An 11,978-nucleotide genomic window follows, 5' to 3' on the forward strand; every position below is an offset into this window, starting at 1 on the left:
GCCCCGCCGGCGCCGGTGCCCGTGGTGACGCCTTTGCCGACCGCGCCGCCCCCGGCGCGGGACTCGCAGGCCTGCGCGGTGGTGGCGGCGCTGCCCGAACCGGCGCTGCTGCTTTCGGCCGCCGGCAACATCATCACCGCCAACCAGCGCGTCGCCCTGGCCCTCGGCCCGACGCGGGTGGGCGATCCCCTGTCCTTCGTGGTGCGCGTGCCGGAGGTGCTGGACGCGGTGCGCGCCGCGGCGGCGGACGGCGTGCCCCGGCGGGTGGAGTTCGCCGAACGCATTCCCCTCGACCGCTGGCTGGAGGCGCATGTGGTGCCGCTCCGGCTGCACGTCTCCCCCGAGCGCGCACCCGACGCCGTGCTGCTCACCTTCCGCGACCTCACCCAGCAGCGCCGCGTGGAGCAGATGCGGGCGGACTTCGTGGCCAATGCCAGCCACGAGCTGCGCACCCCGCTGGCCTCCCTGTCGGGCTTCATCGAGACGCTGCAGGGCCCGGCGCGCAACGACACGCCGGCGCGCGAGCGCTTCCTCGCCATCATGGCGGCGCAGGCGCGGCGCATGTCGCGCCTCATCGACGACCTGCTCTCGCTCTCGCGCATCGAACTGAACGCCCACGTGCAGCCGCAGACCAAGGTGGACCTTGGCGCCATCATCGCCCACGTCTGCGATACCCTCTCCCCCCTCGCCCGCGACCGCGGGGTGGAGCTGGAGCAGGTCCGCGAGACGGCCGACCTGGAAATCCTCGGTGATCGCGACGAACTGATCCGCCTGTTCGAGAATCTGGTGGAGAATGCCCTGAAATACGGCGCCGCCGGCAAGAAGGTGGAAGTGCGCCTCGCCCGCGAGAACGGCACCGCCGTGGTGAGCGTGCGCGACTTCGGCCCCGGCATCTCGCCGGAGCACCTGCCCCGCCTCACCGAGCGCTTCTACCGGGTGGACGTGGCGGCCAGCCGTGACCAGGGCGGTACGGGATTGGGGCTCGCCATCGTCAAGCACATCGTGGCCCGCCACCGCGGCCGGCTGGGCGTGGAAAGCGAGCTCGGCAACGGAGCAATCTTCTCCGTGCGGATGGAAGCTTTGCCGAACCCGGAAAAAAACCTATAAAAGGCAAGGGCGTAAGCTGTCATGTCCATGTCACGGACGCGTCATAGAACCTTGGCGCGCCGGGGCTAAGAGTCCTGAGCCCAGTTGCCCCGGCTCCTGCCGGAGCGGCAACCGATTTGGCAAGGAGAGATATCGTGAAGCTCACCACCGCTCTCGGCGTGATCGCCGTAGCTGGCTCGCTGTTTGCCGGCAGCGCCCAGGCTGTCGATTTCACCGGCGCTGGCGCGTCCTTCCCCGCCCCCGTCTACCAGTCCTGGGGCGCCAAGTTCAAAGAGAAGACCGGCGCGACGCTGAACTATCAGTCGATCGGCTCCGGCGGCGGCCAGAACCAGATCATCAATCGCACCGTGGACTTCGGCGCGTCCGACGCGACGGTCCCGGGCGAGAAGCTCGCGGCCAACAACCTGCTGCAGTTCCCGACCGTGATCGGCTCGGTGGTCGCCACCGTCAACCTCGACGGCGTCACCACCAACCAGCTCAAGCTCACCGGCCCGGTGCTCGCCGACATCTATCTCGGCAAGATCACCAAGTGGAACGACAAGGCCATCGCCGACCTGAACCCCGGCGTGACCCTGCCCTCGAACGCCATCGTCCCGGTCTATCGTTCGGATAGCTCGGGCACGACCGCGATCTTCACCTCCTACCTGTCGGCCGTGAGCCCGGACTGGAAGTCCAAGGTCGGCTCGGCGACCTCGGTCCAGTGGCCCACCGGCGCTGGCGCCAAGGGTAACGAGGGCGTCACCGGCACCGTCAAGAACACCAAGGGCGGCATCGGCTACGTCGAGTTCATCTACGCCGCCGCCAACAAGCTGGTCGTGACCCAGCTGCAGAACAAGGCCGGCAAGTTCGTCACCCCCGAGGTCGCCGGCTTCCAGGCCGCCGCCGCCTCCGCCGACTGGAAGGGCGCCAAGGACTTCGCCGCTTCCATGATCGACGCCCCGGCCCCCGAGGCCTGGCCGATCGTCTCCCCCACCTACATCCTGCTGCCGAAGAACCCGACCAACGTCGAGGCTTCGCGCGAAGTGATGAAGTTCTTCGAGTGGGCCTACACCAAGGAAGGCGCGGACATCGCCGAGGGCCTGCACTACATCCCGCTGCCCGCGGCGGTGGTCGAGCAGGTGAAGGCCGCCTTCAAGGCCGAAGTGAAGGGTCCGGACGGCAAGCCCGTCCTCTGATCTGAAGAAGATCGCGCCGCTCTCCCAGGAGGGCGGCGCTTTTCCATCAGGCGACAGGTCCGGTAGCGCACACGCATCGACAAGCCGGGGCAGGGGATAAAATGGACGCGACGGTGGACGGCATGCGGTCTGGCTCGGCAGAGCCCATCAGCAAGGCCAAGGGCACGGGACGGATCGCCGATCCGATCTTCGTCACCCTCCTGTGGGCGAGCGGCATCTTCGTCCTCATCCTTCTCGGCCTCATCATCGCCGAGCTGTTCAAGGGCGGCCTGCCGGCGCTCCAGCACTTCGGGCTCGACTTCATCTGGTCGTCCGCCTGGAACCCGGTCACCGAGAATTTCGGCGCCCTGGTGATGATCTACGGCACGCTGTTCTCCGCCATCATCGCGGTGATCGTGGCGCTGCCGCTCTCCTTCGGCATCGCCTTCTTCCTCACCGAGATCGCGCCCCAGCCGCTGAAGCGGCCCGTCGGCGTCGCGGTGCAGCTTCTGGCCGCAGTGCCCTCCATCATCTACGGCATGTGGGGCTTCTTCGTCGTCGTCCCGCTGATCGCCGCCTACGTGCAGCCCCCGCTGATCGACCTGTTCGGCGACCTTCCGGTCATCGGCGCCCTGTTCGCCGGCCCGCCGCTCGGCTCGGGCATGCTCACCGCCGGCCTCATCCTCGCGGTGATGATCCTGCCCTTCATCACCGCCATGTTCGTGGAGACGCTGGAAAGCGTGCCGCCCATGCTGAAGGAATCGGCCTACGGCATCGGCGCCACCACCTACGAGGTCTACAAGAACGTCTCGGTGCCCTACGGCAAGACCGCCATGGTGGGCGCCATCATGCTCGGCCTCGGCCGCGCGCTGGGCGAGACCATGGCCGTGACCTTCGTCATCGGCAACGCGACGCGCCTGTCCGCCTCCCTGTTCGCGCCGGGCGCGACCATCGCCTCCACCATCGCCAACGAATTCCCCGAGGCCCCGATCGGGTCGCTGAAGCTCACCTCGCTGCTGCAGCTCGGCTTCATCCTGTTCGTGATCTCCTTCATCGTCCTTGCACTGTCCCGGGCGCTCGTGCGCTCGCGGCTCGACTGACCGGGAGCTTCAGAACCATGGCTTCCCTCGCCGCGCGCCGCGCCACCGACCGGGCCGTCAAGGCCATCTCCACCGGCTTCGCCGTCTTCGCCCTGTTCCTTCTCGGCTGGATCCTCTGGACCCTGCTCTCCCGCGGCCTGCCCGCGCTGGGATTGAACGTCTTCACCCAGGTCACCAAGCCGCCGGGCCAGGGCGGCGGCCTGCTGAATGCCATCGTCGGCTCGCTGATCCAGATCGGCATCGCCATGGCCATCGGCGGCCCCATCGGCATCTTCTGCGGCACCTTCCTCGCCGAGAACGGCAAGGGCACCAAGGTCGGCGCCGCCGCCCGCTTCGTGAACGACATCCTGCTGTCGGCGCCGTCCATCCTGGTGGGCCTGTTCATCTACACCCTGCTGGTGGTGCCGCTCGGCGGCTTCTCCGGCTGGGCGGGCTCCATCGCCCTGGCGATCCTGGTGATCCCGGTCATCGTGCGCACCACCGAGGACATGCTGAACCTCGTGCCCGTCGGCCTGCGCGAAGCCGCCTTCGCGCTCGGCGCGCCGCAGTGGAAGGTGGTGATGTTCATCACCTGGCGCGCGGCCCGCGCCGGCATCGTCACCGGCGTGCTTCTGGCCATCGCCCGCGCCGCCGGCGAGACCGCGCCGCTGCTGTTCACCTCGCTCGGCAACAACGCCATGTCGACCGACCTGTCGAAGCCCATGGCGAGCCTGCCCATCGCCATCTACCAGTTCGCCGGCAGCCCGTTCGACGACTGGGTCTCGCTCGCCTGGGCCGGCGCACTGCTCATTACCGTGGGCGTGCTGGTGCTCAACGTGGCGTCCCGCCTCTTCCTGGCGCGGAGCCACTAGCTCCCGCCGCCGCCCTTTCCATTTCCTCCGAAGCAAGGCCAAGGCCCAAGCGAGGACAAAATGACTTCAGCCGTCGATCCCACCTTCAATCTCGCCTCCGCCGTGGGTGCCAAGCCGGACGCGCCGCCGGCCCCCGCCAAGATCAAGGTGGAGAACCTGCAGTTCTACTACGGCAGCAACCATGCGCTGCGGAACATCAACTTCGAGGTTCCCGAGAAGCGCGTGACCGCCATGATCGGCCCGTCGGGCTGCGGCAAGTCCACGCTGCTGCGCGTGTTCAACCGCATGTTCGACCTCTACCCCGGCCAGCGCGCCGAGGGCTCGGTGCTGTTCGACGGCGTGAACATCGTCGGCAAGGAGCTGGACCCCACCATCGTGCGCACCCGCATCGGCATGGTGTTCCAGAAGCCCACGCCGTTCCCCATGTCGATCTATGACAACATCGCGTTCGGCGTGAAGCTGCACGAGAAGCTCTCCAAGGCACAGATGGACGAGCGCGTGGAATGGTGCCTGCGCAAGGCCGCCATCTGGGACGAGACCAAGGACCGCCTGCATACCTCGGCGCTCGGCATGTCCGGCGGCCAGCAGCAGCGCCTGTGCATCGCCCGCACCATCGCGGTGAAGCCGGAAGTGATCCTGCTCGACGAGCCCACCTCGGCCCTCGACCCGATCTCCACCTCGAAGATCGAGGACCTGATCGACGAGCTGAAGCAGGAGTTCACCATCGTCATCGTCACCCACAACATGCAGCAGGCCGCGCGCTGCGCCGACATGACCGCCTTCTTCTATCTGGGCGAGCTGATCGAGATGGCGCCTTCCGACGTGATCTTCACCAATCCGAAGGAGATCAAGACGCGCGACTACATCACCGGCCGCTTCGGCTGACGGATTGAAGGATCACTGAGATGCCGGATCATATCGTCGCCTCCTTCGATCAGGAGTTGAAGGAAATCGGCCGCAAGGTCGTCGAGATGGGCGGACAGGCCGAGCGCCTGGTCGCCGACAGCGTCACCTCGCTCATCCGCCGCGACAGCGCCCTCGCCCAGAAGGTGGTGCTGCTCGACGCGACCGTGGATCAGGTGCAGCGCGAGATCGAGGACCGGGCCATCCTGGTCATCGCCAAGCGCCAGCCGGTGGCCATCGACCTCAGAGAGATCGTCGCGTCCATCCGCATCGCCAACGACCTCGAGCGCATCGGCGACCTCGCCAAGAACGTGGGCAAGCGCGTCATCGCCATCGAGGGCGAGTATCACCCGGCGAAGCTGGTGCGCGGGGTGGAGCACATCTCCGACCTCGTGCTCGAGCAGCTCAAGGAAGTGCTCGACGCCTACGCCGCCCGCAACGAGGCGAAGGCGCTGGAAGTGTGGGGTCGCGACGGCGCCATCGACACCATGTACACGTCCCTGTTCCGCGAACTCCTCACCTACATGATGGAAGACCCGCGCAACATCTCCGTGTGCACGCACCTGCTGTTCTGCGCCAAGAACATCGAGCGCATCGGCGACCATGCGACCAACATCGCGGAAATCGTCTACTACATGGTGACGGGCCAGAACCTGCCGGAGAGCCGCCCCAAGGCGGACGCCTCCAGCGACACTACCCTGCCCTTCCCGGGCCGCACCACCACCGTTCAGAGCTGATCCACCAGACCTGAAGACGGGGCGGAGAGCCCCGATAGTGACGGATAGACCAAAGTGCCGGCGCGTATTCTGATCGTCGAGGACGAAGAGCCGTTGACCCTCCTGCTCCGCTACAATCTGGAGTCGGAGGGTTACGGGGTCGAGAGCGTGGGACGCGGCGACGAGGCCGAGACCCGGCTGCGCGAGAGCGTGCCGGATCTCATCATCCTCGACTGGATGCTGCCCGGCCTCTCCGGCATCGAACTGTGCCGGCGCCTGCGCACCCGGCCGGAGACCGAGCGCCTGCCCGTCATCATGCTCACCGCCCGTGGCGAGGAGACCGAGCGGGTGCGCGGCCTCGCCACCGGCGCGGACGACTATGTGGTGAAGCCCTTCTCGGTGCCCGAGCTGCTCGCCCGCGTGCGCGCCCTGCTGCGCCGGGCCAAGCCCGAGCACGTCGCCACCCTGCTGCGGGCCGGCGACATCGAATTGGACCGCGAGACCCACCGGGTCCATCGCGCCGGCCGCGAGATCCACCTCGGCCCCACCGAGTTCCGCCTGCTGGAATTCCTGATGCAGAGCCCCGGCCGCGTCTTCTCCCGCGAGCAGCTGCTCGACGGCGTGTGGGGGCAGGACGTCTATATCGACGAGCGCACGGTGGACGTGCATGTGGGCCGCCTGCGCAAGGCCATCAACCGCGGCCGCCAGTCCGACCCCATCCGCACCGTGCGCGGCGCCGGCTATTCCTTCAACGAGATGTTCGCCCGGGCGCACTGAGCGTTGCTTCGCTGAGGCGCCACGCGGGCTGTCTTTACGTCGTCTTCGCTCAAACGCCGCGCGGGCTATTTTGGGGGAGGCGCAACCTCCCCCAAGCCATCATCCCCCGGCTCGTCCGGGGGGATCCACCCCGCCACGCGTCGGGCTGCCCGGAAGTATCAGCATCGCTCTGGCCGATGGGTGGATTGCCCGCACAAGGCGGGCAATGACGGCCGGATGTATGAAACGGGGCAGATCTCCGATGAGACGCAGCCCTCACCCCGTCCGGACCCCCAAAAGCCCCAGCGCCTGCTTGGCCGCGCGCTCGCCGGAGAGCCAGGCGCCGCCGACCGTGCCCCAGAGCGTCTCGTGGGTGTGCTCGCCGGCGAAGACCAGCCGGCCGCCCACCGTCTCGGTGAAGGCGCGGCGCATGTTGCCGAAGCCCGGCAGGGCACAGGAGAAGGCGCCCAGCGCCCACGGCTCCTTGCTCCAGCGGGTGGCGAACACCTTGCCGACGCGCGCGGCGGTATCGGCGCCGAACTCATGCGTCAGCGCCGCCTTGACGAAGGACGCCGCCGCCTCGGGCGGACTGTCCGCGAGGCCGGCGGCCACGTCGCCCCCCACTTCAAGGCTGTAGAGGTCTGTGCCGCCGATGCGGGCGCGCAGCGCATAGGCGCGCGGGCCGTCGGCGCGGAAATAGACCAGTTCGTCGGCACCGAGATTGCCGGGATTGCGCGGCAGGCGGAAGCCGATGTGGTCGAAGGCGCCCAGCGTGATCTTCTCCACCGCCGTGCGGTAGCGCTGCGGCAAGGACGGGCCGATGCGCAGCTTGCCCGCCGCAATCAGGCTCGGCGGCACGGCGACGATCACCGTGCGCCCGGTCACGCTGCCCTTGTTGGTCTGCACCGAGACGAGGCGCGGGCTGAGATCGATGGAGCGCGCCACCACCTCGAGCCGCACGGTCAGCGGACGGGCGAGCTGCGCCACCAGCGTGCCCACGCCCTGCCGGCAGATGTCCTCGCTCTCGCGCTCGTCGAAGCGCGAGACATCCACGGTGGAGACCTGATCCAGTTCCTTGGCGCAGTTGAACGGGCCGAGGACGAAGCGGGCGCTTGGCCCCCAGGGTCCGAGATCCGGCAAGGCGCGGGAGGCGGCCATGTCGCGGTTGGCATCGCCGGCGGCGACGATGGCCCTCTCGCCACGGCGGACCGTGGCGATGAAATCCTCATAGTCGGTATCACCCGCCTCGCGCCCGCCCACATAGAGCCGGCCGCCATCGGGCGCGCGATAGATGTCGAGACCTTCGGCCCGGCCGAAGGCGGCCATGGGGCGCGCCGCCGGCATGTTGAGCCGCGCCGCGCCGAGGTCGAACGGCACGCCAAACTGGGTGGTGTCCGTCACCGTGCGGCCGCCCACCTGCTTGCCGGCCTCCAGCAGCACATAGCTGCGCCCGGCCTCGGCGATGCGCCGCGCGGCGGCGATGCCGGCCGCGCCCGCACCGATGATGACGACGTCCGCGTCAGTCTGCTGGCCGAGCGCCCGCGAGGTGGCAAGGCTCATGCCCACGAGCGGCGTGGCCGCCAGGGCAACACCACGGGCGAGCAGCGCGCGGCGGGAAAGAGGGGGGCGATCGGGTTCGGTCACGGCCGGAACGCTACCATGGAGCGTGCAACGGAGCGAGAGGGCGGACCGCCCCGCAGGTAAATGCGCGACACCACGCACTTTCCCGCCGGATCGCTCCCAACCTTCGCAAAATTGTAAGCCGGCATGTGGATAAAGGGGCGCGTGGCCGGCGCGGCTTCGCTCGCGCTCGGGACATGTCGGGGGAGACCCATGAAGGATCCGGTTCAGAAGACCATCGGCTACAGGCTCACCCACACGGCGCGCCTGCAGAAGGCGCTGTCGGCCCGTCTCCTCGCCGGCCTCGGGCTCTTCCCGGGACAGGAATCCGTGCTGAAGCTTTTGTGCGAGGCGGACGGCCGCACCATGGGCGACCTTGCATCCGCGCTGCGGGTGCGCCCGCCCACCGCGTCCAAGACCATCGCCCGCCTCACCACCCAGGGGCTCGTCGAGCGCCGCGCCACCGATGGCGACGGCCGGCTCGTGCGGGTCTTCCTCACCGATGCGGGGCGTGAGCGCGGCGCCTCCATCGATCATGTGTGGGACCAGCTGGAGGCCGAGATGGTGGTCGGCCTCGACAGCAAGGAGAAGAAGCGGCTGCGCAAGCTCCTGCGCAAGGTGGAGAAGAACCTCGCCTTGCGCCTCGGTGCCGACGGCGGCCTCGACGACGAAGCCGAACCCGGCGACGAGGACGAGGACGCCTGAGAGCCGCAGACGCCCCCTCCATCACCGTCACCCAGGCCTGCTCTCGACTTTCCGCCTTGCATCCGGCGCATGGAGCGGTGCGGCACTATGCGCCGCGCCGGGCTTTTCTCCCGGCCGATCCCGCGCTATGCCTTGTCCGATCGATTTTCAATCGATTAAAAACACACCGGCACAGCCGCCGCGCCAACGGCAGAATCAGGATCGCCGGCCGGATCGGCGACGCACCGGGGGAAACATGTCCAACGCCATCGATCTCAACGACCGCTTCGCCATCGTCACCGGCGGTGCGCAGGGCATCGGCCGCGCCGTGGTCGAGCGCTTCATCGCCTCCGGCGCCCGCGTCGCCATCTTCGATCGCGACACCGACCTCGTGGTGAAGACCGCGGACGACCTGGGCCGCGCCCGCGTGATGCCCGTGACCGTGGACGTGAGCCGCCTTGCCGACGTGGAACGGGCCGTGGCCGAGGTGCATGCCGAATTCGGCCGCATCGACATCCTCGTGAACAATGCCGGTGTCGCGGGTGCGAACCACAAGACGTGGGACTACCCGGAAGAGGAATGGAAGAAGGTGATGGCCATCAATCTCGACGGCCCCTTCTTCTGCTGCCGGGCGGTGGCCCCGCACATGATCGCGCAGAAATACGGGCGCATCGTCAATGTGGCCTCCATTGCCGGCAAGGAGGGCAACCCCAACGCCTCCGCCTACTCGGCCTCGAAGGCGGGGGTGATCGCGCTCACCAAGTCGCTGGGCAAGGAACTGGCCGAGTACGACATCGCCGTGAACTGCGTGACGCCCGCCGCCGCGCGCACCGCCATCTTCGACCAGATGAGCCAGCAGCACATCGACTATATGCTCTCGAAGATTCCGCGCGGGCGATTCGTGCAGGTGGACGAGGTGGCGGCGACCATCGCCTTTGCGGCCTCGGCGGACTGCTCCTTCACCACGGGCGCGGTGTTCGATCTTTCCGGCGGCCGCGCCACCTACTGAGGACCGCCATGCGCGCGCCGGGAGACAGAGACGTCACGCCGGCCCCGGCGCCGCTGGTCGGCATCGCGCTCATGTGCCTCGCGGTGATGAGCTTCGCGCTGACCGACACCACGGCCAAATGGCTGAGCGCCCACATCAACGTGCTGATCGTGGTGTGGGCGCGCTACGTCATCCACTTCGCCTTGTCGCTGGTGGTGTTCAATCCCTGGACCGTGCCGGGGCTGATGCGCACCCAGCGGCCGGGACTGCAGATCGTCCGCTCGGCGCTGCTCTTCGCCACCACGGCGCTAAACTTCACGGCCCTCCAGTTCCTGCAACTGGACCAGACCGTCTCCATCATGTTCTCCATCCCGTTCTTCGTCGCCCTGTTCGCTGGGACGCTGCTGGGGGAGCGGGTGGGGCTGGAGCGCTGGCTCGCCATCATCGTGGGATTTGCCGGCATCCTGCTGGTGGTGCGGCCGGGGGCCGGCGGCATCCATCCCGCCGCGATCCTCTCGCTGGTGGCCGCCGCGACCTATGCGCTCTATTCCATCACCACCCGCATGCTGGCGCGCACGGATGCCAGCAAGACGACACTGTTCTACACCGCGCTGGTCGGCTCGGTGGTCGCCAGCATTCCCCTGCCCTTCGTGTGGGAAACGCCCCGCGATCCTTTGGTAATCGGCGCCATGATTGGCCTCGGCGCGGTGGCGGGCGCGGGGCATTTCGTGCTCATCCTCGCCCATGCCCGCGCGCCCGCCGCGACACTCGCGCCCTACATCTACACGCAGATCCTGAGCATGATCGCGCTGGGCTGGCTGGTGTTCGGCCAGGTGCCGAGCCTGTGGACGCTGGCGGGGGCCGCCATCGTCATCGCCTCCGGCGCCTATCTCCTCGTGCGCGACGCGCAGATGCGCCCGCATTGAGCACAAAGGGCGAAAGCCTTCTCGGTTTCGCCAGATTGCAGCCTATGCTGGGCATTGTTCTTCCTCAGTCCGCAGGATCATCATGAGCGCCGCCCGTCTTCTCGTCGTCGAAGGAAACACCGCAGAGGCCCGCGCCCGGCAGGTGGCTTTCGGTGGACAGGTGGCGAGCGAGGGCTATGCCCAGCTCCTGCGCGAGCTGTTCCCCGGCACGGTGACGGTGGACATCTGCTATCCCGCCGATGCGGGTGCGAACTTGCCCGATGCCGGCGGCCTCGAGGGCTATGACGGCATCGCCATCACCGGCTCCTCGCTCAACATCTACACGGGCGGGCCGGAGATCGCCCAGCAGATCGACCTTATGCGCACCGCCTTCACCACGGACGTGCCGGTCTTCGGCAGTTGCTGGGGACTGCAATTGCTCACGGTTGCTGCGGGCGGGTCCGTACGGCGCAATCCGCGCGGGCGCGAGGTGGGTTTCGGCCGGCGCATTCGCACGACAGCCGAGGGCGCCGAGCACCCCATGTTCGACGGCAAGCCCGCCGTGTTCGAGGCGATGACCGTGCATCTCGACGAGGTGGAGACGCTGCCCGAGGGCGCACGGCTCCTCGCGAGCAACGACCATTCGGTGGTGCAGGCGGCTGAGATCCCCGTCGGGCGCACGGTGTGCTGGGGGGTCCAGTACCACCCCGAATACCCCTTCCGCGAAATGGCCGCCATCTTCCGCCGGCTCCAGCCCTCCCTCGTTGCGGAGGGCTTCTTCCCGGACGAAGAGGAAGAGGCCACGTTCATTGCCGACCTTGAGCATTTCGAGCGCGAGCCGGTCAATGCCGCGCTCGCCTGGCGCTACGGGATCGATGGCGCCGTGATCCGCAAGGATATCCGCACCCTCGAAATTGCCAACTGGATCACCCACCAGGTGCTGCCCGGCCGTGCGCGCCGCAGCCGGGGCTGAGGCGCGGGGCGTCCCCGCTCCGGCGCCAGCGGCTCATCGCGCCATCGATCATCCCGACACGCCCCGACGTCAAATCGCAATTGACGTGACCCCCTTTTCTCATCCAGCCATAACGAGAGTCCTAGGTTGATTTGAGCCTTGGTGGTGGTGGGTGGCAAGAGGCGTCCGCGCGGAGCCTCCAGGCTGCGCAGCGCGGTCGCCGGACTCTCCGGATAAGGCGC

At 68.1% G+C, this 11,978-nt stretch carries 12 protein-coding genes; 11 read left to right on the forward strand and 1 reads right to left on the reverse strand.

The features are described from left to right. From ACE3QW_RS06805 to phoB, 7 genes are all read left to right on the forward strand, one after another. Positions 1 to 1,107 (forward strand): ATP-binding protein (locus ACE3QW_RS06805; protein ID WP_374250929.1); only part of this gene is annotated, 1,107 nt, incomplete at its 5' end. A gap of 134 nt (positions 1,108 to 1,241) precedes the next feature. Further along, a complete protein-coding gene (pstS, locus tag ACE3QW_RS06810; RefSeq protein ID WP_024281350.1) occupies positions 1,242 to 2,282 on the forward strand; it encodes a phosphate ABC transporter substrate-binding protein PstS in 1,041 nt (346 codons plus the stop codon). Positions 2,283 to 2,383: 101 nt separating this feature from the next. Continuing rightward, a complete protein-coding gene (gene pstC / locus ACE3QW_RS06815) occupies positions 2,384 to 3,361 on the forward strand; it encodes a phosphate ABC transporter permease subunit PstC (RefSeq protein ID WP_024281351.1) in 978 nt (325 codons plus the stop codon). 17 nt (positions 3,362 to 3,378) lie between these two features. Then, entirely contained in the window at positions 3,379 to 4,212 is an 834-nt protein-coding gene (gene pstA, locus ACE3QW_RS06820) for a phosphate ABC transporter permease PstA (RefSeq protein ID WP_051460693.1), read from the forward strand. Between the two features lie 60 nt (positions 4,213 to 4,272). After that, positions 4,273 to 5,097 (forward strand): phosphate ABC transporter ATP-binding protein PstB, encoded by an 825-nt coding sequence (gene pstB, locus ACE3QW_RS06825; protein WP_024281352.1) that lies wholly within the window; start codon positions 4,273 to 4,275, stop codon positions 5,095 to 5,097. Positions 5,098 to 5,117: 20 nt separating this feature from the next. Next, positions 5,118 to 5,852: a phosphate signaling complex protein PhoU gene (gene phoU, locus ACE3QW_RS06830; protein ID WP_029556394.1), complete on the forward strand. Its 735-nt coding sequence runs from the start codon at positions 5,118 to 5,120 to the stop codon at positions 5,850 to 5,852. Positions 5,853 to 5,906: 54 nt separating this feature from the next. After that, positions 5,907 to 6,608, forward strand: coding sequence for a phosphate regulon transcriptional regulator PhoB (gene phoB, locus ACE3QW_RS06835; RefSeq protein WP_024281354.1), 702 nt, complete (start codon positions 5,907 to 5,909; stop codon positions 6,606 to 6,608). Positions 6,609 to 6,863: 255 nt separating this feature from the next. On the opposite strand, the gene ACE3QW_RS06840 is transcribed toward phoB, so the two are convergent. Continuing rightward, positions 6,864 to 8,231, reverse strand: coding sequence for a flavin monoamine oxidase family protein (locus ACE3QW_RS06840; protein WP_374250930.1), 1,368 nt, complete (start codon positions 8,229 to 8,231; stop codon positions 6,864 to 6,866). A 189-nt stretch (positions 8,232 to 8,420) separates the two neighbouring features. Between ACE3QW_RS06840 and ACE3QW_RS06845 the strand changes: the two genes are divergently transcribed. From ACE3QW_RS06845 to ACE3QW_RS06860, 4 genes are all read left to right on the forward strand, one after another. Continuing rightward, positions 8,421 to 8,912, forward strand: coding sequence for a MarR family winged helix-turn-helix transcriptional regulator (locus ACE3QW_RS06845; protein WP_024281356.1), 492 nt, complete (start codon positions 8,421 to 8,423; stop codon positions 8,910 to 8,912). Positions 8,913 to 9,147: 235 nt separating this feature from the next. Then, positions 9,148 to 9,900 carry an SDR family NAD(P)-dependent oxidoreductase gene (locus tag ACE3QW_RS06850; RefSeq protein ID WP_029556392.1) on the forward strand — a complete coding sequence of 251 codons (753 nt, stop codon included), beginning with the start codon at positions 9,148 to 9,150 and terminating at the stop codon, positions 9,898 to 9,900. 8 nt (positions 9,901 to 9,908) lie between these two features. Further along, complete coding sequence (locus ACE3QW_RS06855) at positions 9,909 to 10,805, forward strand: DMT family transporter (RefSeq protein ID WP_374250931.1); 897 nt, start codon at positions 9,909 to 9,911, stop codon at positions 10,803 to 10,805. Positions 10,806 to 10,887: 82 nt separating this feature from the next. Next, complete coding sequence (locus ACE3QW_RS06860; protein WP_374250932.1) at positions 10,888 to 11,757, forward strand: type 1 glutamine amidotransferase; 870 nt, start codon at positions 10,888 to 10,890, stop codon at positions 11,755 to 11,757. The last annotated feature ends 221 nt before the right edge of the window (positions 11,758 to 11,978 follow it).

It is taken from the genome of Xanthobacter sp., assembly GCF_041911315.1.
GTDB lineage: Bacteria > Pseudomonadota > Alphaproteobacteria > Rhizobiales > Xanthobacteraceae > Xanthobacter > Xanthobacter aminoxidans.

Excerpts from the sequence above, each read along its gene's own strand:
- pstC (WP_024281351.1), top strand. The coding sequence starts at position 2,384 with ATGGACGCGACGGTGGACGGCATGCGGTCTGGCTCGGCAGAGCCCATC.
- pstA (WP_051460693.1), top strand. The coding sequence starts at position 3,379 with ATGGCTTCCCTCGCCGCGCGCCGCGCCACCGACCGGGCCGTCAAGGCC.
- pstB (WP_024281352.1), top strand. The coding sequence starts at position 4,273 with ATGACTTCAGCCGTCGATCCCACCTTCAATCTCGCCTCCGCCGTGGGT.
- phoU (WP_029556394.1), top strand. The coding sequence starts at position 5,118 with ATGCCGGATCATATCGTCGCCTCCTTCGATCAGGAGTTGAAGGAAATC.
- ACE3QW_RS06845 (WP_024281356.1), top strand. The coding sequence starts at position 8,421 with ATGAAGGATCCGGTTCAGAAGACCATCGGCTACAGGCTCACCCACACG.
- ACE3QW_RS06850 (WP_029556392.1), top strand. The coding sequence starts at position 9,148 with ATGTCCAACGCCATCGATCTCAACGACCGCTTCGCCATCGTCACCGGC.
- ACE3QW_RS06855 (WP_374250931.1), top strand. The coding sequence starts at position 9,909 with ATGCGCGCGCCGGGAGACAGAGACGTCACGCCGGCCCCGGCGCCGCTG.
- ACE3QW_RS06860 (WP_374250932.1), top strand. The coding sequence starts at position 10,888 with ATGAGCGCCGCCCGTCTTCTCGTCGTCGAAGGAAACACCGCAGAGGCC.